Genomic DNA, 19,082 nt, shown 5'->3' on the forward strand with positions numbered 1-19,082 from the left:
GCAACTCGGCGCTAGCTGGGCTCGTCAGCCGCCTCGGGCTTCTTGTCCACCACGCGGGTCTTGTAGAGGCTCGCGGCGGTGGTGATGACGAGGGTCACGATGATGACGCCGAGGCTGGCCAGGGTTGGAATCTCCGGCACCGCGACGTGTTCGCCACCGTTGATGAAGGGCAGCTCGTTCTCGTGCAGGGCGTGCAGCACCAGCTTGACGCCGATGAAGGCCAGGATGAACGCCAAGCCCTGGGACAGGTACACGAGGCGCTTGAGCATGTCGCCGAGCAGGAAGTACAGCTGGCGCAGGCCCATCAGGGCGAACACGTTCGCGGTGAACACGATGTAGGGCTCCTTGGTGAGCCCGTAGATCGCGGGAATCGAGTCAAGCGCGAACAGCAGGTCGGTGGTGCCGAGCGCGACGATCACGAGGAACATCGGCGTCATCAGACGCTTGCCGTCCTCCTTGATCCACAGCTTGAGCCCGTCCCACTTGTCGGTGAGCGTCAGGTGCTTGCGCGCGAACTTCACCACGCCGTTCTCGGCGTCGTCGTCGTGGTCGGTGTCGCGGACCAGCGTGATCGCGGTGTAGACCAGGAACGCGCCGAAGACGTAGAAGATCCAGGAGAACTGGTTGATCGCGACGGCGCCGAGCGCGATGAAGATGCCGCGGAAGATCAGCGCCAGGATGATGCCGATCAGCAGTGCTTCCTGCTGATACTTCCTGGGCACCTTGAAGCTCGCCATGATGATCAGGAAGATGAACAGGTTGTCCACGGACAGGCTGTATTCGGTCAGCCAGCCGGCGAAGAACTCCACCCCGAACTGGGTGCCGTGGAAGTACGTGACCCAGACGCCGAACGCGATCGCCAGACCCACGTAGAAGCTAAGCGCGATCGCGCATTCCTTGAACGTCGGCTCATGGGGATTGCGGGCGATGAAGATGATGTCGAACAAGAGGACCGCCAGGGTCACGCCGAGCGTGACGATCCATTCGATTTGGGTGACCTGCATGGGCTGAGACTGCCTCCGGACGTAGTTCTACGGCCGAGGTCTCTGCCACCGCACACCTGGTGCGATCCACGGCACCGGCTGCCCAGCTTTGGACAACGTGATGACGACACCGTAGCGAAGGAATACTCCCCTCGCGTGTCAGTCTGTCAGACGACTGTCAGGACGGGAAATCAGCCGCGCGTGTCGACCGGTGTGGACTTCCGAAGCGCCTTGTCCGCACGGGCGGACGAATCCGTGATCGCGAGGGCGATCAGAACGTCCGCCGCGGTGATGAAGAGCCCCATCCAGTACAGCCACCGCGAGTCCTGCTCGGGCTGAATGGAGAAGTACACGATCAGGAAGATCGGGCCGACGATGCCGCAAAGGAACACGAACGCCTGAATCTTGACGTACGCGATGAACGTCTCCACCTGGTGATCTCCCTCCCCGCGCCGCACCGCGAACCATTCTCCCGCGCCCGTGGCTGGAATGGCCCTACATTGAGCCCGTGATCCTGGACTTGCTCAGCCCCGGCGTCGAAATCGGTCTCGTCACCACGAACGTCGAGGCGATGGTCGAATTCTACGAAGGGTTCCTCGGTCTGGAACCCCAGGGCGAGATCGACTTCACCGACGGAACTCAACGGCGATACACCCTCGGCGGAAGCGTCATCAAGCTCGTCACCTACAACACGCCACCACCCCTGCCCGCGGCTGCGGGTGGCGGTCGGGCGCAGGCCGGGCTCAGATACTTCACCGTCGGCGTGCGCAACCTTCGGGATCTCGCCGCGAAGGTGGAGGCCGCCGGCTACGAGATCGTCGAGGCGCCGACCGAATTCGTTCCGGTGCCGGGGATGGGCTGGATGTTCATCGCCGACCCGGACGGAAACTCCATCGAATTCTTCGGCACGCTCTGATCCGATGTTCGCGATGACCGTCGCGTAGCCGTCTCAGGCCGGCACCACGACGATGAGCTCGTTGCCCGTGCGCTCGACGCGCATGCCTGCGCGACGGGCCAAGGTGGCCACCGCCGCCGCGTCGCCCGGTTCGGCCCTGCTGGACGCCAGCACCCGAGCCAACCTGCCCTTGTGCGCCTTGTTGAAGTGGCTGACGACGGTCCGCCGCCCGTCGGCGTGCTCGGCGACCACGTCGACGTCGACCGCGCCCGGCAACCTGCCCAATGCGGCATAGGAGCCCGACCTCAAGTCGACGACCAGCTCGTCCTGCGCCAGTCGGGCCAACACGGGTTCCAGGACGGGCCGCCACCTGGCCGCCAGCGTCGCGCCGCTGGGCAGCTTCGAGCCCGCTGACAACCGGTAGGCGGGGACGGCGTCGCCCGCGCGGACGAGTCCGAACAGTGCCGAGCCGACGGCGAGGCGCGACCGGGCCCGCGAAGCGGCTGCGCCACTGAGGGATTCGATGTCGAGGGCGTCGTAGAGGACCCCGGTGTACCGCTCGACGGCCGGCATGGTCGGTGCGCTCCGAAGTGCGGCGTTGCGGTCGATCTCACTGTCCTGGGAGGCGGAGATCCCGAGTGCACGACGGGCCGCGGGGCGGTCGGCGGCCAGGTCGACCAGTTCGTCGACCAGCGCGGCACGAAGGGAGCCCAACTCCGGTGAGCTCAGCGAATCCAGGTGCAGCGGCGGGCCGTCGCCTCCGTCCCGTTTGGTCTCCGACGGCGGCAGCAGCACGATCACGGCGACGAGACTAGCCGTACGCCAGCAGCAGGGGGACACGCTGCTCGGCGGCGGTCAGCGAGCCGTGGTGTCCGATGAGCCCCGATTCGACGGGCTCCACGGTGCGGCGCACCATCACCGCGGAGTCGCGGGCCGCCGCCACCACGTCGCCGATGCGCTCCAGCACGCGATCGGCGACGCGCTCGCCGAACCAGCCTGCGGCGATCGCCTCGTCCCGGGACACCACCCAGGCGCGGTCGCCAAGGGTCTCCCGCCAGGCCGCGAGGACCGCGTCCGCGGCGCCGTCGACGGTGTAGACGTGCCTGGCGCGCGCTTCCCCTCCGACGGCGCTCACACCGGCGAGCAACGCCTCGTTCCCGTCGAGGTCCACCCGGTCGTCGTCGCCAACGGCGACCATCCCGTGGTCCGCGACGACGGCCAACACCCCGCCGGGCGGCAGGCTTTCGACGACCGATTCGACCAGTCGGTCGACCTGACGCAGCTGCATCCGCCATGGCAGGGAACCGGGGCCGTGCAGGTGGCCGATGAGGTCGAGGTCGCCGTGGTAGCCGTAGCAAAAGCCGCCGGCGGCGACGGCGTGCTGCACGCCCGCGGCCAGATCACCGAGCCCCTGCACGCCGACGTAGCGGCCACCCCGCAGCACCGCGCGGGTCAACCCGGAATCGGCGAACTGCGCGTTGGACACCACGCTCACCGCGAAACCCGTCGCCGCGGCCCGCTCGAACGTCGTCGGGAGTGGTTGGACCCGCTCGGGTGGCTGCGCGTCGCGCAGATCCTCACCCCACGGGTGCCTGCGCCACTGCAGTGCGTTGACCACGCCGGCGTCACCCAGCCGGAAGGTGTAGCCGACCATGCCGTGTTCGCCGCTGCGGCATCCGGTGCCGACCGCCGCCAGCCCGGCCGCCGTCGTCGCAGGGAAGCCGACGCTCAGCGTCTGCCCGCGGAGCCCGGCCAGGACGGGCGCGTCGGTGGCATGGGCGTCGAGCAACTCCGCGCCGAGCCCGTCGATCAACAACACGCACGCCCCGGAAAGGCCATCGCGCAGCGGAATTCGACGATCGAAGTCGGGCGCGCCAAGCGCCGAGAGCACCGAGGGGACGACGTCGGCGAGGTGGGGGAGACCGGGGTCCGGGCGCGGTATGTCCACGACGTCAGAGCCTGCCACAGGCGCCGGGGCGAGAGTTGCCGTCCACGACGAATACGCTCTTCCCATGCGTCAGGGGGTGAGCGGATCGGTGGTGACTGCCGTCGGGCTGAGCGCCATGCTGATGAGTTGCAGCACCGCGGCACCACAGACCGCCGCACCGCCGCCTGGGCCTGCCGTCGCCGTCGAACCGCTGTCGATCGGCACCGGAGCAGTCGACACGACGGGTGGATCGATTCCCGACGGCCAGCTGATCTCACCGTTCGACGTGAAGAACCCCGCCGTCGAATTTCTCGAGCCGTTGCTTCTCACGGCGATTCAGGATGCCGCCACGGCCGCTGCGGCCGAGGGCGTCGACGTGCAGCTCACCTCGGGCTGGCGGTCCAAGGGCTTCCAGCAGCGGCTGTTCGACCAGGCCGTGACCACCTACGGCAACGCCGACCTGGCGGCGCAGTTCGTGGCGTCGCCGGAGAAGTCGATGCACGTGTTCGGCAAGGCGGTCGACGTCGGCCCCGTCGTCGCCGACCAGTGGATGATCGCCAACGGCTCGCGGTTCGGGCTGTGCCAGATCTACGCCAACGAGATCTGGCACTTCGAGCTCGCCGTGGACGCCTCGGGCACCTGCCCGCCGTTGCGGCCCAACGCCGCCGGGTAGGCAGGACCTTCCCCCGTCGCTTCGCTCGCCTCAGCCTTCCCCCCGTCGCTTCGCTCGCCCTCAGCCGGCCACGATCGACTCGCCCTGTACGGTGACGGCCTTCGTCTCCAGCGGTTTCTTCGCCGGGCCCTGGGCGACCGTGCCGTCGAGGTTGAACTCACTCTTGTGACACGGACAGATGATCTTTCCGTCGGTGATCGCGTTGACGTTGCAGCCGGCGTGTGGGCAGACCGTGGAGAAGCCCTTGAAGACGCCCGTCGTCGGTTGGGTGATCACCGTGTCGCCGACGATGACACCCGAGCCGACCGGCACGTCGACCGTCTTCGTCAGGGCGCCCGACGCCGGTGCGCTCGCCGGAGCCGCGGCCGAGGACGCTGATTCCGGAGCTGGTGACTTGTCGCTGGAGCTACAGGCCGCAGCGGCGGTGGCCAGTGCACCGAGGCCGGCGCCGACGATGACCGCTCTGCGCGGTGGACGAACGTGTTCGAGCATGACGAGGGAATCCTCCAGGGTGGGAGCCGGGGCCCTGCGGGGCTGCGCAGAGTCCTGACCGAATTGTGGCCCCCGAAGCTGGCAGCCGACGCGGAACCGGAAAGTGGCGCCTCGTCACAGCGATCGCACAGCGTTGCGGACATGCCTCCGCCAAGGTCGCGCTGTTACCCTGCCAGGAGCCGACAGCAGGTTCGGAGACCGCACGGCAGCTGACGCAACGGCGCGGATGACACGCGAACCGACCGGCCCGAATAACGGAAAGAGTGTTGTGCGCACCGGAGAAATCAAGGCCTTGTCCGGCCTGCGCATCGTTGCCGCCCTCTGGGTGGTGCTGTTCCACTTCCGGCCCCTGCTGCAGATGGCGTCGCCCCCGCTCTACGACTCGCTCAAGCCGATCCTGGACTGCGGCGCCCAGGGCGTCGACCTCTTCTTCATTCTCAGCGGCTTCGTCCTGACCTGGAACTATCTGGAGCGGATGGGTGACAAGTGGTCGACGAAGGCCACCATGCACTTCCTGTGGCTGCGGCTGGCGAGGGTGTGGCCGCTGTACCTGGTGACGATGCACCTCGCGGCGCTGTGGATCATCTTCACGCTCCTCTACGGTGACTTCCCGTCGCCGGAGGCGGCCTCCCTGACCGCGATGAACTACCTGCGCCAGCTGGTCATGGTGCAGTTGTGGGTCCAGCCGTTCTTCGACTTCTCCAGCTGGGACGGCCCGGCGTGGTCGATCAGCGCGGAGTGGTTGGCGTACCTGCTGTTCGGGTTGCTGGTGCTGGTGATCTTCCGGATCGCGCGGGCGACGAGCGTGCGGGGTCTGCTGCTGCTTGCCTTCGCCGCCACGCTGCCGCCGCTGATGCTCCTGGTCGGGTCGGGTGGACAGTTCTACACGCCGTGGAGCTGGCTGCCGCGCATCGTCCTTCAGTTCACCGCGGGCGCGCTGGCGTGCGCAGCCGTGCGAAAGATGAGACCAACCGACCGGGCCCGCAGCGGCGCCGGCGTCGCGTCGGTGGTCCTGCTGGCCGCCATCGTCGGGGCCCTCTACTGGTTCGACGGCCATCCGGTGCCCAACATCCGCGACGACTTCGGCCTCGTCGACGTGCTGTTCCTGCCGCTGGTGGTCACTCTGTCCATCGGTTCTGGCACGCTGCCTGCGCTCCTGTCGACCAGGCTGATGGTCTACGGCGGGCAGGTCTCGTTCGGGCTGTACATGGTTCACGAACTGGTCCACACCGCCTGGCTGTGGATCATGGCGCAATACAAGATCACGATGGAGCCCAGCATCGGCGCGAAGCTCGTCTTCGCGGGCCTGATCCTGGTCGCGGCGATCCTGGCGGTTCTGCTGTTCCACTTCGTTGAGGAGCCCGCCCGGATGTGGATGCGCAGGATGGTCGGTGAGCGCAGACCGCCGGTGGACCTCGAGCACACGCCGCAGGCCGATTCGCCCGATCCCGATCCCCCCGAGCCGGAAGCCCCCGAGCCCCCGTTGATTCGGGGCCCACTCGAGGATCGCACCACGACACTCCGAGTCCAGGCGGGTTGATGCAGGTCTTAGCTAGTCGGTTGGTCACGTTCGTCCTGTCGGTGACCCTGCTCGTCGGGGTGCTGCTGAACGCCCCGTCGGTCCGCACGACGCCCTACGACGCCACGACGGCGGGGACGCCGGTGATGCGGGTCGCGGTCATCGGCGATTCGTACACCAACGGCACCGCCATCGGCGGCCAGGGCCCCAATGCGTGGCCCGTGCTCGCCTGGAAGACGTTGGCGCGCAGGGGCATGCAGGTCAACGCCGACGTCGCGGCCGAGGGCCGGGCCGGTTACGGCGTCCGAGGCGATCAGGGCAACCTGTTCGTCGACCTCACCCCGCGGGCCGTGAAGCCCGACGACTCGGTCGTGGTGTTCTACGGGTCCCGCAACGATCAGGGTGTCGACCCGAACGCACTCAACGGCCAGGTCTTCAGCTCGCTCTCGCTGGCCCGCAACATCGCGCCGACCGCCCGGCTGCTGGTGATCGGGCCGCCGTGGCCGACGGCGGACGTGCCGCCCGCGGTACTGCAGATCCGCGACATCCTGTCGTTCCAGTCGATGCTCGCGGGTGCGACGTTCATCGATCCGATCGCCGAGCGGTGGTTCGTGGACCGGCCGGATCTCATCGGACCGGACGGCGTCCATCCGACCAATGCCGGACATGCCTACATGGCCGACAAGATCGCGCCGCTGATCGGTGACCAGCTGCCCCGCCGGGTCTGACTACTTGGTGCCGAAGATGCGGTCACCCGCGTCTCCGAGCCCCGGCAGTATGTACCCGTGCTCGTCGAGTTGGCGGTCGACGGCGGCGGTGTAGATCGGGACGTCGGGATGTGCCTCCTGCATGGCGGCCACCCCCTCCGGGCAGGTCAGCAGGCAAACGAACTTGATCGACTTCGGCGCGCATTCCTTGAGACGGTCGACCGCGGCGATTGCCGAATTGCCCGTGGCGAGCATGGGGTCGACGATCACGACGTCACGCTCCTCGAGGTCTCCCGGCATCTTGAAGTAGTACTCGACGGCCACCAGCGTCTTGGGGTCGCGGTAGAGGCCGATGTGTCCGACGCGCGCACCGGGCACGACGCTGAGCATGCCGTCGAGGATGCCGGTGCCCGCCCGAAGGATCGAGACGAAGACCAGCTTCTTGCCGTCGATGACCCGGCCGGTCATCGTCTCCAGCGGCGTTTCGATCTCGATGTCGTGCAGCGGGATGTCCCGAAGTACCTCGTAGGCCACCAGCGCAGCGATCTCGTTGACCAGTTGACGAAAGGTCTTGGTGGAGGAGTCCTTTCGGCGCAACAATGTCAGCTTGTGCTGGACCAGCGGGTGGTCGACCAGGTGTAGCGACGTCATGTGCGAACTCATTCCCCTAGAAGACGGTGCCGTCGCTGACGACGGTCAACGGTGGCAGCCCGCCGCGCAGGCGTTGCGCCAGCGCGCGTCCCGCGGCCCAGGTGCCACCCTCCAGCACGCACGCCAACGGCATTCGATTCGCGTCGACTTCCAGTTCGGCGCGTACCAGCGGGGCCAGCTCGTCGAGGAGGGCGACCGTCAACGCGCGCCATTCGACCACCAGTTCGTCGTCGACTGCCCACGCGGTGTCGAGCCATCCCGGGTCGCGAAGTTGGAGCACGCCGGTGTCCAGCAGCAGCCCGCCGTTGCGGTACTCGGGGAGTGCGGTCAACGCGTCGAGCCCCTGGACCTGGACGCCTGCCCAGCCGAACGGTTCGAGCAGCGAGTAGGTCAACCACTGCGACAGTTTGTGAAACGGCATCCACCCCGCGGTGAGGCCGGGCCCGGGGACGGCGGGGTGAGGCCAGCAGTCGCCCAGTCGCTGGTCGCCGATTGCGTTGTCCGCCAGCCAGATTCCCGACAGTGACTCGAGCAGCTGGGACAGGATGTCGTGGGCGGTGACCGTTGCGGGGCCGTGTTGGGGGAGCAGTCGGTCGAACAGCCCTCCCGGCCGCCCGAGTGGACCGAACACCTCGGGCCGCGCGACGAGCGCCGAACCCAAACGGTGCAGAAGTTCCACCCGGCCGTCGACGCCGACCAGCGGGTTGTCCTTGGCGATCTGGAACGCCTCGGCCAGCCGCGCCGGGGTCAAGGTCCGCAGTCCCTCGGCGTCGACCCGTAGTGGTGCACCGGGGTCGGAGGAGAACACCCCGTCGGCGAATGCGTTCCAGGAGGCGATGCCGAGTCCCTCGGAACGGTCGAACCGTAGTCCGCTGGCGGCCTCGTCGTAGTGCCAGTCGGGGCCTGCGCCCGCGTCGAGCAGCACGCTGACCACCGCGAGGTCGATCATGGCGCGGGCTCGGCCGGCCGGATTCAGTGCCTCGAGCCGGGCGTCGAGTTCTGCCTTGCGGTCGACCCCGCCGGCTTCGAAGTGGCGCCACCGGCTGTGGAACGGAATGTTCAGGTCGGGGTATCGGTGTCGCGTCACGGCGACCACTTCGGCCACCGCCACCGGTGTCGACTCGTCGTCCACGACGAACCACGGCGATTCGCCGGCGCGCGCCCGCCCCAACAGAAAACCGGCCCGGTCCCGGACGGCGGTGGTGGTGCGCAGCAGAGCCGCTGCCCCGTCGGCCTCGGCGGCGCTCATCCGCCCAACCCGCGGCCCTTCGAGTTCTTGAGGTCTTCGGCGTCCGGTACCGGGCCGGGGGTGAAGTAGCCCGCGGCCATCTTGGCGTCGATCTCGACGCGAGCGTCGGCGGGCACCAGCTCGTCGGGAATGTTGACGCGCTCGCCGACCTCGATGCCCGATCCGGTGATGGCGTCGTACTTCATGTTGCTCATCGAGACGAGCCGGTGAATCTTGCGAACGCCCAGCCAGTGCAGGACGTCGGGCATGAGCTCCTGGAAACGCATGTCCTGAACGCCGGCAACGCATTCCGTGCGGGCGAAGTACTGGTCGGCCGTGTCGCCGCCGACCTGCCGCTTGCGTGCGTTGTAGACCAGGAACTTGGTGACCTCGCCGAGTGCGCGCCCCTCCTTGCGAGAGTAGGACACCAGTCCCACTCCGCCGCGCTGCGCGCCGAGGATGCACTCCTCGATGGCGTGGGTGAGATACGGCCTACAGGTACAGATGTCGGACCCGAAGACGTCCGAACCGTTGCACTCGTCGTGCACCCGCGCGGTCAGCTCGACAGACGGGTCCGCCAGATCCTTGGTCGCACCGAACACGTAGACGGTCTGGCCGCCGATCGGCGGAAGGAAGACCTCGAGATCGGATCGCGTGACGAGCTCCGGGTACATTCCCCCGGTTTCCTCGAAAAGCGCCCTGCGCAAGTCGGTTTCGGTGCAGCCAAATCGTCGTGCCACGCCGGGCAGGTACCAGACCGGTTCGATCGCGGCCTTGGTGACCAACGCGGCGCCGCTCGCAAGCAATACGCGACCGTCGGGGACGAGCCGGCCCTTCTGCACGGCGTCGACGACCTCGGGCAGGATGACGTGGGCCTTGGTGATGGCGATCGACGGGCGCATGTCGTGACCGGCGGCCAGTTCGTCGGCGAACACGTCGGCGACCATCGCCCCCCACGGGTCGAGGCTGACGATCTTGCCCGGCTCGCTCCACTGCGGGTACGGGCCGACGACGTCGGTGGGTGAGGTGTTGGTGAGGTCGGCCTTGTGCTCCCGCGACAGCGCCCCCGCGGCGACGGCGAGCGCGCGGTACACGCCGTAGGAGCCGCTGTGGGTGCCGATCACGTTGCGGTGCGCGCGCTTGGTGGTGGTGCCGATGACCGGTCCGCGCTCGGTGGCGGTCGGCGCGTCCCACGTGATGGGCAGGGCGCCCACCCCGCCGCTGTGCGAGGTCAGCCGGATGTGCGCGACCATGCTCGCTCCTCGGGGGTCGAACGTCCGGCCATCGGGCCGCTGGAATGCGCCAGCATAGCGATGTGCCGCACGCGACGCCGGGTGTCGGCCGCTACGCGCCGAAGGTGGTCAGGCAGAAGGGATGCCCGGCCGGGTCGAGGAGCACCCGCCACAGATCGGGTGCCGGTTGGTGCTCGGCGAGCCGGGCTCCGACGGCCAGCGCGCGTGCCTCGGCGGCGTCGAGGTCGGGAACCGAGACGTCGAAGTGCATTTGCTGGCCTTGCCCGGGTTCGGGCCAGGTCGGCGCGACGTAGCCGTCGACCTTCATCATCGCCAGCGTGTGGGTGCCATCGGAGATGGCGACGACGCTGCCGTCGGGTGATTCGACGATTCGCGTCATGCCGAACAGTTCGGCGTAGAAGTCCGCGAGAGCGCCAGGGTCGGGGCAGTCGACGGACACCGATCCGATGCGCAATGCGGGGGAGCCAGACGTCACGCCGGCGACTCTAACGAGGCGGGGCGACAATGCACCGACACCGCCCCAGGTCGCGTGCGCTAAATGCGACCGAAGCTCACGGGACGAGCAGCAGCTTGCCGACGGTGCCACGGCTTTCGATGTCGGCATGCGCCTGTGCTGCGTCGACGAGGGGATACTCGCCGCCGACCCGCACGGTGAGCCGACCTTCGGCTAGCCAGTCGAACAGTTGCGCCGTGCGTGCCTGCAGCAGGGCCGGGGTGTGAACGTGGTCGTAGTAGGTCGCATAGCCGATCTTGACGCTCCTCGGCAGGCTCGTGACGTCGATCAATCCCGGGCCGCCCAGCACCGGGCCGTACCAGCAGAGCGTGCCCGAGCGTCGCAGCACGTCGAGTGACCCCTGAAAGGTCGTCGGTCCGGATCCGTCGTAGACGACGTCTACCCCGTCGCCGCCGGTGAGTCGCAGCGCCTCCTCGGCGAATCGACCACTCGCGTCGACGATCACGTGGTCGGCGCCCGCGTCCTTGGCGGCGGCGACCTTCGCCTGCGACGAGACCCGTCCGATGACCGAACCGCCGCGCATCGTGATGATCTGGGTCAGCAGCAGTCCCACTCCGCCCGCCGCCGCGTGGACGAGGGCGACGTCGCCGGGTTGCACCGGGTAGAAGTCGGTGGCGAAATGGCTTGCGGTCAGGCCCTGCATCATCACCGACGCGGCGGTGCGGTCGTCGACGGTGTCGGGAATCGGCACCAGCGACGTCGTCGGAACGGCGATCCGTTCGGCATAGCTTCCCGGTGCGTAGACCCAGGCGACGCGTTGGCCTGGCGTGACGCCGTCGACTCCGTCTCCCACGGCCAGGACGCGGCCCGCGCCCTCGACGCCGAGGATCTTGGGATTGGGATCGTTCCACGCCATGCCCTGTCGCACGCCCACGTCCATGAAGTTGACTCCGGCGTAGGCGATCTCGACCAACGCCTCGCCCCGACCGGCCTCGGGCTCGGGCCGCTCGACGTACTCGAGCATCTCGCGACCACCCGTACCGTTCATCACGATTGCCTTCATCGATTCCGTCCTCTCCGGAGACCGTCTGCTCCCATCACCGTGCGCTCGGAAAAATGGACCCGCAAGCCCAAAGACCTGCCGTGCGCCATGGGTGCGGGGAACACCCAGATCAACGATTTCGCCTCCACAGGTCGACACTTCCTTTACGCAGGCGGCGCGACGTAGACCGATGGGGGTCTACGTCGTCGGCCCTGCCGCACCCGCTCGGCGGTGCACCGACACCGCGTAGTCGCCACCGTCGTACGGCTCGCGGTCCCACGTCGCAAAGCGGTCCACGGACTCCAGCCCTGCGCCCGCGGCGACGTGGTCGTACTCCGCCAGCGGCAGCCGGCCGGGTCGAATCGAGAAGCCGGCAACCAGAAGTCCGCCGGGAGCGAGCCGGTCGGCCAGCTCAGCCATGACGCGTTCCTCGGTTCCCGGGGCGAGATAGATCATTACGTTGCCCGCGAGCAGCACCAGATCGAACGTCTCGGTCGAGTGCGCGCCGAGGTCCGCCAGGTCGGCGTGTATCCAGCTGAGGTCGGGGGCCTTGGTGCGCGCGGTGTCGAGCATGTCGAGGTCGGCGTCGACGCCGATCACCGAGTGCCCGCGACGGGCCAATTCGATGGCGACCCGGCCGGTGCCGCATCCGGCGTCGAGGATCCGCCGTCCGCCCGGCTGCCCCAGCAGGCCGTCGACGAAGTCCGCCTCGCCGTGGATGCTCCCGCCCGACTCGGCGAGCTGCGTCCACCGCTGGTCGTAGCTGTCGCCGCGTGGCGCGTCCGTGTCCTGCCATCGGGTACCCATCACGCCATTCTGACGCAAGAACACCCCGCGATCCGGTGAGGGTTCGCGGGGTGTCCTTGGGGCTGCAGAGGTGGCTTAGACGAGGTCGTACCGGTCGAGGTCCATGACCTTGGCCCAGGCCGCGACGAAGTCGGTGACGAACTTCTCCTTGGCGTCGTCGCTGGCGTAGACCTCGGCGACGGCGCGCAGTTCGGAGTTCGACCCGAACACGAGGTCGGCCCGCGTTCCGGTGTACTTCACGCTGCCCGACGCGTCGCGTCCCTCGAAGGTGTTCGACGAGTCGTCGGTCGCCTTCCAGGTGACGTCGATGTCGAGCAGGTTGGCGAAGAAGTCGTTGGTCAACGTCCCCACCCGATCGGTGAAGACGCCGTGCTTCGACCCGTCCCAGTTCGCTCCGAGGACGCGCAGTCCGCCGACGAGGACCGTCAGCTCCGGCGCGGTCAGGGTGAGCAGGTTGGCCCGGTCGACCAGCAGGTACTCCGCAGGCAGGCTGCCCTTGCCGAGGTAGTTGCGGAACCCGTCGGTCTTCGGCTCCATGTGGGCGAACGACTCTTCGTCCGTCCACTCCTGGGTGGCGTCACCGCGGCCCGGGGTGAACGGCACCGAGACGGAGACCCCGGCGTCGGCCGCGGCCTTCTCGACTGCCGCGACCCCGCCCAACACGACGAGATCGGCGAACGACACCGACTTCTCTGGGGCGGATGCGCCGAAGGAGGACTGGATGCCCTCCAGCGTGCGGATCACCTGGGCGAGCTCGTCGGGGTTGTTGACCTCCCACGACGACTGCGGCAGCAGCCGGATGCGGCCGCCGTTGGCTCCGCCGCGCTTGTCGCTGCCGCGGAACGTCGACGCGGACGCCCATGCGGTCGAAACGAGCTGCGGGACAGTCAGACCCGACGCCAAGATGTCACCCTTGAGCTTGGCGACGTCCTCGGTGGAGAGCTGGCTCTGGCCGGTCGGGATCGGGTCCTGCCAGTCCAGGGTCTCCGAGGGAACCTCGGGGCCGAGGTAGCGCTGGATCGGTCCCATGTCGCGGTGCGTCAGCTTGAACCAGGCGCGGGCGAACGCGTCGGCGAACTGGTCGGGGTTCTCGTGGAAGCGCTTGGAGATCGGACCGTAGATCGGGTCCAAGCGCAACGCGAGGTCGGTGGTGAGCATCGTCGGCTTGCGCTTCTCCGACGTCGCCTCCGGGCCGGGCACGTAGGCCGACTCGGGAGCATCCTTGGCCACCCACTGGTTGGCGCCCGCGGGGCTCTTCTCCAGCTCCCATTCGAACCCAAACAGGTTGTCGAAGAAGAGGTTCGTCCACTCCGTCGGCTTCTGGGTCCAGATGACCTCGATGCCGGAGGTGATCACGTTGGCACCCTTGCCGTTGCCCAACGACTGCTTCCAGCCGAGGCCCTGCTGCTCCAACGGCGCGCCTTCGGGTTCCGGGCCGACGTAGGCGTCGGGATCGCCTGCGCCGTGCGTCTTGCCGAAGGTGTGACCGCCCGCGATCAGTGCGACGGTCTCTTCGTCGTTCATCGCCATCCGGCCGAAGGTCTCGCGAATGTCGACCGCGGCGGCCAGCGGGTCCGGATGTCCGTTGGGGCCTTCGGGATTGACGTAGATCAGGCCCATCTGGACTGCGGCGAGCGGGCTTTCGAGGTCACGCTTGCCGGTGTAGCGGGCGTCGCCGAGCCATTCGGTCTCGGGGCCCCAGTAGACGTCGTCCTCGGGCTCCCACACGTCGGCCCGGCCGCCTGCGAAGCCGAAGGTCTCGAAGCCCATGGACTCCAGTGCGACGTTGCCGGTGAGCACGATCAGGTCGGCCCAGGACAGGTTCTTGCCGTACTTCTTCTTGACGGGCCAGAGCAGCCGGCGCGCCTTGTCCAGGTTGCCGTTGTCGGGCCAGCTGTTCAGGGGGGCGAAGCGCTGCTGACCGGCGCCCGCGCCACCGCGACCGTCACTGACGCGGTAGGTGCCCGCGCTGTGCCAGGCCATCCGGACCATGAGCGGACCGTAGTGACCGAAGTCGGCGGGCCACCAGTCCTGAGAGGTGGTGAGAACGGCTTCGATGTCACTCTTCACCGTTGCCAAGTCAAGGGTGCCGAACGCCGCGGCGTAGTCGAAGGTGCCACCGAACGGGTCGACCTCAACGGGGTTCTTGGCCAGGATCCGCAGGTTGAGCTTCTTGGGCCACCAACTTTCGTTGGTCCTGGCGCTCTCGGTGGGGTAGGGAGCGCGCATGGGGCACTGGCCCTCGATGCTCGACTCGTTCATTTCTCCGACTTCGGCGTTCGGAGTCTTGCCTTCGGCCATGGGGTTCCTTTTCGTTCGGGGCTGTTCGATTGAGAAGTGGAACGGATCAAACTGTTGGTGCGGTGGAGCATTCGGGGCACAGTCCCCAATAGATGACCTCGGCCTCGTCGACGGAGAAGCCCTCGAGAAGGCCGCTGCCGTCGGACGGGGTCAGGCAGGGAGCGTCGCCAACGGCGCAGTCGACGTCGGCGATGACGCCGCACGATCGACACACGACGTGGTGATGGTTGTCGTCGACCCGTGACTCGTAGCGGGCAACGGAGCCGGATGGCTGAATCCGGCGTACCAATCCCGCGCTGGTCAGGGCCGCCAACACGTCGTACGCGGTCTGGCGAGACACTTCCGGCAGACCTGTGCGAACGGAGTCGAAGATCGTCTCCGTGTCGGCGTGCGGGTGCTCGCACACCGCCCCGAGTACCGCGACACGTGGCCGGGTCACGCGAAGGCCTGCATGGCGCAGCTGCTCCGCGTAGTCCGGTGATGTCACGCGGACCACTATGCCGGTCTTTTCTGGAATCGGTCAAGAATTCGCAAAAGACGCGCCGAGTGTTCATCTCGATCGCGTCGCCGCCGGGTTCGCGGGCCGATCCGCTGCGTCCGGCAACGTCGACGGACTATCCCGTCGACCTGAGGGCGTCGAGGTGCGTTGACGCGCAGGAAGATTCGGGCGAGCGCCGAAACGAGCGCTCTTCCTGCACGTCACACGCGGTAGCATGGTCGAATGACGGTTCGGGATTTGGGCGCCGAATACGGATTCGACGACGCCGACGACGGGTGGTTCGGCGCGGCGCAGCCGGTCGACGAAACACCGCCACCCCCGCTACAGCCTGCCCCGCCGCGCCAGGCCCCGGCACCGCCTCGGTCGGCCCCGCCGCCACCGCCACGTCCGGCGCCACCACCACCGCCGGCACCGCCACGTCCGGCCCCACCAGCCCCGCCCCGCCAGGTTTATCCACCCGCGATCGAGGACGATTCCGACCCCGACACCGACCGCTGGCTCGTCGCGGACATGAACCTCGTCGAGTCCGCCGAACCCGAAGAGGCGCCCCCCGCCCGGGCCGACGAACGTCCGGAGCCCGTGTCCGTGGCCGCGTCGCTGAACGTGGTGCCGACGCGGCGCAACGGATTCGTCCGCGCTGCCGCCCCGTCGTCGCGGCAGTCCCGCCTGGTCAACAGCGGGGCATGGGACTTCAAGTCGACGTCGGCCAGCGCGCCGTTTCCGAAGCGGGCAGTGCTGATTGCCGCCGCGGCCCTCGTGGGGGTCGCGGCCGTCGTCGGCGTCGTCGTCTTGGTCCTGCGCAGCCCGGCCGGCGACGGGTCGTCACCCGTGGCACCCAGCGAATCCTCCGCGCCACCGGCCCCGTCGACGTCTGCCCCCGTGGTGTCCACGGGAGCTCCCTTGCCGCCTCCGGTACTCGCTCCACCACCTCCGCCGCCACCGCCTGCGGAGGTCGCCCCGCCGGTCGTCTCCCGGCAGTACCAGCCCAGTTACCAGACGCCCGACCCACCCAAGAAGCCGCAGCAGAACGTGACTCGAGCGCCGATGAGTGCGACGCCGCCGCCCCCTCCGCCACGCCCAAAGGACGGCGGTCGCGCCACCCCGGGGCAGTCGGGTTCGCACGGTTTCTTCGGCTGACCCCGGGGATGCGCACCCAGTCGTTGGGTTGGGCGACCGACCTGGCGGTGCTCGAGCTCGCGGGTTCCGCCGTCGAGGAGCACGCCGACCACCTAGTCGTCCGCTCGCCGAGCAATCCCGACTTTCATTGGGGCAACTGCATATTCGTCACCGATCCCGGCGCGGTCGACGACGCCGACAGGTGGGTCGACGTGTTCCGCGAGTCCTTTTCCGACGCCGACTGGACCGCGATCGGGCTCGCGCGGATGCCCCTTTACCGGACTGCGTGGGAACGCCATGGGCTGGCGCTGGAGTTGGACGACGTTCTGGCCACGACGCATCCGCCGCGGCAGACCACACCGCCCGTCGGGTACGTCGTCCGTGGGCTCGTCGGGGAGGACTGGGAGCAACTCGTCACGCGGGAGATGGCCGTCAACGAGGAGACGGCGCAGTACGACGTGGCGGCGCACGAACGCTTCGCGAGGGCACGCATCGAGTCCCAGCGCGCACTCGTCGACCGGGGCGCCGCGTTCTTCGTCGGCGCCTTCGTCGGCGGTCGACTGGTCGCCGAGCTGGGGATCGTCGACTGCGGCGGGACGGCGCGCTATCAGAACGTCGGCACGGCACCCGAGCATCGCGGCAGGGGCATCGCATCGCACCTCATCGGGGTGGCCGCGGCGTGGGCGGCGTCGCGCGACTGCGCGCAGTGGGTCATCGTCACCGAGGCCACCAACCCGGCGGGACGCGTGTATCGCCGGGCCGGATTCGAACTCGTCGAGCCGATCGTGCAGACGTACCGTGCGCCGCACCGGTGACGGTCGGTTAGCTTGTCTTCGATGAAGGCATGCCCTCGATGAAGGCGATGATCGACTTCGACGCGGCGCCGATCTTCGGCATCCCCATGGCCGACGGGTCCGGCGTACGCGAAGGGATGTTGATCGAGGGCCCGCAGGGGTGGGGCGAATTCAGCCCAGCGCCCGCCTGCGACGACGCGGAGAACGTTCGATGGCTCACCGCCGCGGTCGAAGGGGGCACCGTCGGATGGCCCGATCCACGGCGAGGCCGAATCCCGATCGCCGAGGTCGTGGCCGCGGTCGACGCCGCCTCGGCCCGCCGCACCGTCGCGGCCTCGGGCTGTCTCACCGCGGAGGTCGGCGTCGCCGCGATGCCCGGCTCCCTCGCCGACGACGTCGAGCGGGTGGTGGCGGTCCGTGACGAACTGGGGCCTCGGGGGCGAATCCGGTTGAACGCCAACGGAATGTGGACCGTCGAGCAGGCCGTGCGGGCCATCGGGATTCTCACGGAGGCGGCCGCAGGGGTGGAGTTCGTCGGCGACCCCTGCCGCACCACCGCCGAGTTGGCCGCCGTCCGCGGCAGGGTCGACGTGCCGATCGCGGCCGGGGCGTCGTTCGCCGAGGCGGTCGACGTCGTCATCCTGCGCAGTGGGCCGCTTGGCGGTGTGCGACGTGCGCTGCGCGTCGCGGAGCGGTTGGAAATGCCGTGCGTCGTGTCGTCCTCCGGAGAGACGAGCATCGGGCTGACCTCGGGTCTGGCGTTGGCGGGTGCACTTCCGGAGCTGCCGTACGCATGCGCGCTCGGCACCGTGACCTTGCTGGACGGCGACCTGGTCGCGCCGGGTCGGTCACTGCGTCCGGTCGACGGGCATCTGCCCGTCGCGCCGACGCCCGCCGCTCCGGTGCCGGACCTCGTCAGGCGGTTCGCCGTGACCGACCCCGAACGGGTCGACGTGTGGCGCAGGCGGCTGCGGTCGGCTCGGGCCACCGCCTGACTACGTCGACTTCGCCTTGGCGTTCAAGTGGTTGTCGGCGATCCATTGGGCGGCCTTCTTCACCAGTCCGGACTGTGGGTAGCGAACGTGTGAGGTGAAGTCCTTGCCCAGGGAGCAGATCGGGTCGTTGGTGTTGCACATGTCCGCGGTCTTGGGTCCGTAGAGAGCGCTCAGCGTGGTCAGCGGCTGACCGAGGCGCGCCGACGGGTTGCCAAAGACGGCGACCGCACTGACGTGATCGGTCATCGCCGCCGGCAACGGGGCCCTGAAGCCGAGGCCGGTGATGGGGGACGTGGTGACGACGTCCATGACGGCCGCACCTTGCGAGTATCCGCCGAGGACGATCTTGGTCTTGGGACAGTTCTTGGCGGTCGACTGCACGCGGGCGCTGGCGTCGTTGGCGCCGTCGGCCACCCCGAGGAAATCGTAGGAGGCGGGGTACTTCACGGCGTAGGAGCGGATCGACTTGCCCTTGACCAGCGGTTTGAGCGAATCGACAAGGGCTTGGCCGACGACGCCGATGCCCGGGGGTTCGTCGGTGCCCCGGGCGAACACCACCTCGATGTCCGCGCAGTCGGCGGCAGCGGCGGACGGCGGGTTGGTCAGCGTGACGGTGGACAGCGCGACGGCCGCGGCGACCGTCATGGCCGCGCGCGTCAGCAGCGAGGTCGTCCCTTGCACGTGCACGGCCGCTCCTTGACCTGTCAGGGTTGAGTCGAAGACATCCCTGGCCTCATACCCAATTT

Annotated in this window: 21 protein-coding genes; 7 read left to right on the forward strand and 14 right to left on the reverse strand. The window is 68.5% G+C overall.

What is annotated here, in order from left to right; all coding sequences use genetic code 11:
* Positions 1–11: 11 nt before the first annotated feature.
* Together ASD37_RS01305 and ASD37_RS01310 are read right to left on the reverse strand one after the other, a co-directional pair.
* Entirely contained in the window at positions 12–1,004 is a 993-nt protein-coding gene (locus tag ASD37_RS01305) for a TerC family protein (protein WP_056546924.1), read from the reverse strand.
* 170 nt (positions 1,005–1,174) lie between these two features.
* A complete protein-coding gene (locus ASD37_RS01310; RefSeq protein WP_056546926.1) occupies positions 1,175–1,414 on the reverse strand; it encodes a hypothetical protein in 240 nt (79 codons plus the stop codon).
* A gap of 77 nt (positions 1,415–1,491) precedes the next feature.
* On the opposite strand from ASD37_RS01310, the gene ASD37_RS01315 reads away from it, so the two are divergent.
* The gene (locus tag ASD37_RS01315; protein ID WP_056546930.1) at positions 1,492–1,899 is read left to right on the forward strand and encodes a VOC family protein; all 408 of its coding nucleotides are present in this window, start codon (positions 1,492–1,494) and stop codon (positions 1,897–1,899) included.
* Between the two features lie 33 nt (positions 1,900–1,932).
* Here the strand turns inward: ASD37_RS01315 and yaaA are convergent, their stop codons facing one another.
* Positions 1,933–2,679: a peroxide stress protein YaaA gene (yaaA, locus tag ASD37_RS01320; RefSeq protein ID WP_056546933.1), complete on the reverse strand. Its 747-nt coding sequence runs from the start codon at positions 2,677–2,679 to the stop codon at positions 1,933–1,935.
* A 10-nt stretch (positions 2,680–2,689) separates the two neighbouring features.
* Entirely contained in the window at positions 2,690–3,826 is a 1,137-nt protein-coding gene (locus ASD37_RS01325) for an alkaline phosphatase family protein (RefSeq protein WP_056549613.1), read from the reverse strand.
* Positions 3,827–3,890: 64 nt separating this feature from the next.
* On the opposite strand from ASD37_RS01325, the gene ASD37_RS01330 reads away from it, so the two are divergent.
* The gene (locus ASD37_RS01330; RefSeq protein WP_056546938.1) at positions 3,891–4,478 is read left to right on the forward strand and encodes a M15 family metallopeptidase; all 588 of its coding nucleotides are present in this window, start codon (positions 3,891–3,893) and stop codon (positions 4,476–4,478) included.
* 60 nt (positions 4,479–4,538) lie between these two features.
* On the opposite strand, the gene ASD37_RS01335 is transcribed toward ASD37_RS01330, so the two are convergent.
* The gene (locus tag ASD37_RS01335) at positions 4,539–4,970 is read right to left on the reverse strand and encodes a Rieske (2Fe-2S) protein (protein WP_056546942.1); all 432 of its coding nucleotides are present in this window, start codon (positions 4,968–4,970) and stop codon (positions 4,539–4,541) included.
* Positions 4,971–5,238: 268 nt separating this feature from the next.
* Here ASD37_RS01335 and ASD37_RS01340 point away from each other — a divergent pair, with 268 nt between their 5' ends.
* Together ASD37_RS01340 and ASD37_RS01345 are read left to right on the forward strand one after the other, a co-directional pair.
* On the forward strand, positions 5,239–6,510 hold the full coding sequence (locus ASD37_RS01340) for an acyltransferase (RefSeq protein WP_082569890.1): 1,272 nt from the start codon (positions 5,239–5,241) through the stop codon (positions 6,508–6,510).
* Positions 6,510–7,217: a GDSL lipase gene (locus ASD37_RS01345; protein WP_056546947.1), complete on the forward strand. Its 708-nt coding sequence runs from the start codon at positions 6,510–6,512 to the stop codon at positions 7,215–7,217. The genes ASD37_RS01340 and ASD37_RS01345 overlap by 1 nt, the downstream gene beginning before the upstream one ends.
* On the opposite strand, the gene upp is transcribed toward ASD37_RS01345, so the two are convergent.
* The 8 genes from upp to ASD37_RS01385 all read right to left on the reverse strand — a co-directional run bounded on the left by upp (position 7,218) and on the right by ASD37_RS01385 (position 15,419).
* A complete protein-coding gene (upp, locus tag ASD37_RS01350) occupies positions 7,218–7,847 on the reverse strand; it encodes a uracil phosphoribosyltransferase (RefSeq protein WP_056549615.1) in 630 nt (209 codons plus the stop codon).
* A 16-nt stretch (positions 7,848–7,863) separates the two neighbouring features.
* Complete coding sequence (locus tag ASD37_RS01355) at positions 7,864–9,096, reverse strand: URC4/urg3 family protein (protein ID WP_056546951.1); 1,233 nt, start codon at positions 9,094–9,096, stop codon at positions 7,864–7,866.
* A complete protein-coding gene (locus tag ASD37_RS01360) occupies positions 9,093–10,328 on the reverse strand; it encodes a GTP cyclohydrolase II (protein ID WP_056546954.1) in 1,236 nt (411 codons plus the stop codon). The genes ASD37_RS01355 and ASD37_RS01360 overlap by 4 nt, the downstream gene beginning before the upstream one ends.
* Positions 10,329–10,419: 91 nt before the next feature.
* Complete coding sequence (locus tag ASD37_RS01365) at positions 10,420–10,803, reverse strand: VOC family protein (protein ID WP_056546958.1); 384 nt, start codon at positions 10,801–10,803, stop codon at positions 10,420–10,422.
* Between the two features lie 76 nt (positions 10,804–10,879).
* Positions 10,880–11,845 carry a quinone oxidoreductase gene (locus ASD37_RS01370; RefSeq protein WP_056546961.1) on the reverse strand — a complete coding sequence of 322 codons (966 nt, stop codon included), beginning with the start codon at positions 11,843–11,845 and terminating at the stop codon, positions 10,880–10,882.
* 177 nt (positions 11,846–12,022) lie between these two features.
* Positions 12,023–12,631: a class I SAM-dependent methyltransferase gene (locus tag ASD37_RS01375; RefSeq protein WP_056546964.1), complete on the reverse strand. Its 609-nt coding sequence runs from the start codon at positions 12,629–12,631 to the stop codon at positions 12,023–12,025.
* Between the two features lie 75 nt (positions 12,632–12,706).
* Positions 12,707–14,932, reverse strand: coding sequence for a catalase/peroxidase HPI (gene katG, locus ASD37_RS01380; RefSeq protein WP_056546967.1), 2,226 nt, complete (start codon positions 14,930–14,932; stop codon positions 12,707–12,709).
* A 46-nt stretch (positions 14,933–14,978) separates the two neighbouring features.
* Positions 14,979–15,419, reverse strand: a complete 441-nt coding sequence (locus tag ASD37_RS01385; protein WP_056549617.1) for a Fur family transcriptional regulator — start codon at positions 15,417–15,419, stop codon at positions 14,979–14,981.
* Between the two features lie 234 nt (positions 15,420–15,653).
* On the opposite strand from ASD37_RS01385, the gene ASD37_RS01390 reads away from it, so the two are divergent.
* The 3 genes from ASD37_RS01390 to ASD37_RS01400 are packed head-to-tail and all read left to right on the forward strand — an operon-like array spanning position 15,654 to position 18,336.
* On the forward strand, positions 15,654–16,568 hold the full coding sequence (locus ASD37_RS01390) for a hypothetical protein (protein ID WP_156720681.1): 915 nt from the start codon (positions 15,654–15,656) through the stop codon (positions 16,566–16,568).
* 8 nt (positions 16,569–16,576) lie between these two features.
* Complete coding sequence (locus ASD37_RS01395) at positions 16,577–17,362, forward strand: GNAT family N-acetyltransferase (RefSeq protein WP_056546976.1); 786 nt, start codon at positions 16,577–16,579, stop codon at positions 17,360–17,362.
* A gap of 29 nt (positions 17,363–17,391) precedes the next feature.
* Positions 17,392–18,336 (forward strand): enolase C-terminal domain-like protein, encoded by a 945-nt coding sequence (locus ASD37_RS01400; RefSeq protein ID WP_370072083.1) that lies wholly within the window; start codon positions 17,392–17,394, stop codon positions 18,334–18,336.
* On the opposite strand, the gene ASD37_RS01405 is transcribed toward ASD37_RS01400, so the two are convergent.
* Positions 18,337–18,981: a cutinase family protein gene (locus ASD37_RS01405; protein WP_056549622.1), complete on the reverse strand. Its 645-nt coding sequence runs from the start codon at positions 18,979–18,981 to the stop codon at positions 18,337–18,339. It lies immediately after the preceding gene.
* Between the last annotated feature and the right edge of the window lie 101 nt (positions 18,982–19,082).

The sequence above is a fragment of the Mycobacterium sp. Root135 genome (genome assembly GCF_001426545.1).
Lineage (GTDB): Bacteria > Actinomycetota > Actinomycetes > Mycobacteriales > Mycobacteriaceae > Mycobacterium.

What these genes read in the sequence shown, in the direction of transcription:
- ASD37_RS01305 (WP_056546924.1), bottom strand. Translation starts at nt 1,004, where the DNA reads ATGCAGGTCACCCAAATCGAATGGATCGTCACGCTCGGCGTGACCCTG.
- ASD37_RS01330 (WP_056546938.1), top strand. Translation starts at nt 3,891, where the DNA reads ATGCGTCAGGGGGTGAGCGGATCGGTGGTGACTGCCGTCGGGCTGAGC.
- ASD37_RS01335 (WP_056546942.1), bottom strand. Translation starts at nt 4,970, where the DNA reads ATGCTCGAACACGTTCGTCCACCGCGCAGAGCGGTCATCGTCGGCGCC.
- ASD37_RS01345 (WP_056546947.1), top strand. Translation starts at nt 6,510, where the DNA reads ATGCAGGTCTTAGCTAGTCGGTTGGTCACGTTCGTCCTGTCGGTGACC.
- upp (WP_056549615.1), bottom strand. Translation starts at nt 7,847, where the DNA reads ATGACGTCGCTACACCTGGTCGACCACCCGCTGGTCCAGCACAAGCTG.
- ASD37_RS01355 (WP_056546951.1), bottom strand. Translation starts at nt 9,096, where the DNA reads ATGAGCGCCGCCGAGGCCGACGGGGCAGCGGCTCTGCTGCGCACCACC.
- ASD37_RS01360 (WP_056546954.1), bottom strand. Translation starts at nt 10,328, where the DNA reads ATGGTCGCGCACATCCGGCTGACCTCGCACAGCGGCGGGGTGGGCGCC.
- ASD37_RS01370 (WP_056546961.1), bottom strand. Translation starts at nt 11,845, where the DNA reads ATGAAGGCAATCGTGATGAACGGTACGGGTGGTCGCGAGATGCTCGAG.
- ASD37_RS01375 (WP_056546964.1), bottom strand. Translation starts at nt 12,631, where the DNA reads ATGGGTACCCGATGGCAGGACACGGACGCGCCACGCGGCGACAGCTAC.
- katG (WP_056546967.1), bottom strand. Translation starts at nt 14,932, where the DNA reads ATGGCCGAAGGCAAGACTCCGAACGCCGAAGTCGGAGAAATGAACGAG.
- ASD37_RS01390 (WP_156720681.1), top strand. Translation starts at nt 15,654, where the DNA reads ATGACGGTTCGGGATTTGGGCGCCGAATACGGATTCGACGACGCCGAC.
- ASD37_RS01395 (WP_056546976.1), top strand. Translation starts at nt 16,577, where the DNA reads ATGCGCACCCAGTCGTTGGGTTGGGCGACCGACCTGGCGGTGCTCGAG.
- ASD37_RS01400 (WP_370072083.1), top strand. Translation starts at nt 17,392, where the DNA reads ATGCCCTCGATGAAGGCGATGATCGACTTCGACGCGGCGCCGATCTTC.
- ASD37_RS01405 (WP_056549622.1), bottom strand. Translation starts at nt 18,981, where the DNA reads ATGACGGTCGCCGCGGCCGTCGCGCTGTCCACCGTCACGCTGACCAAC.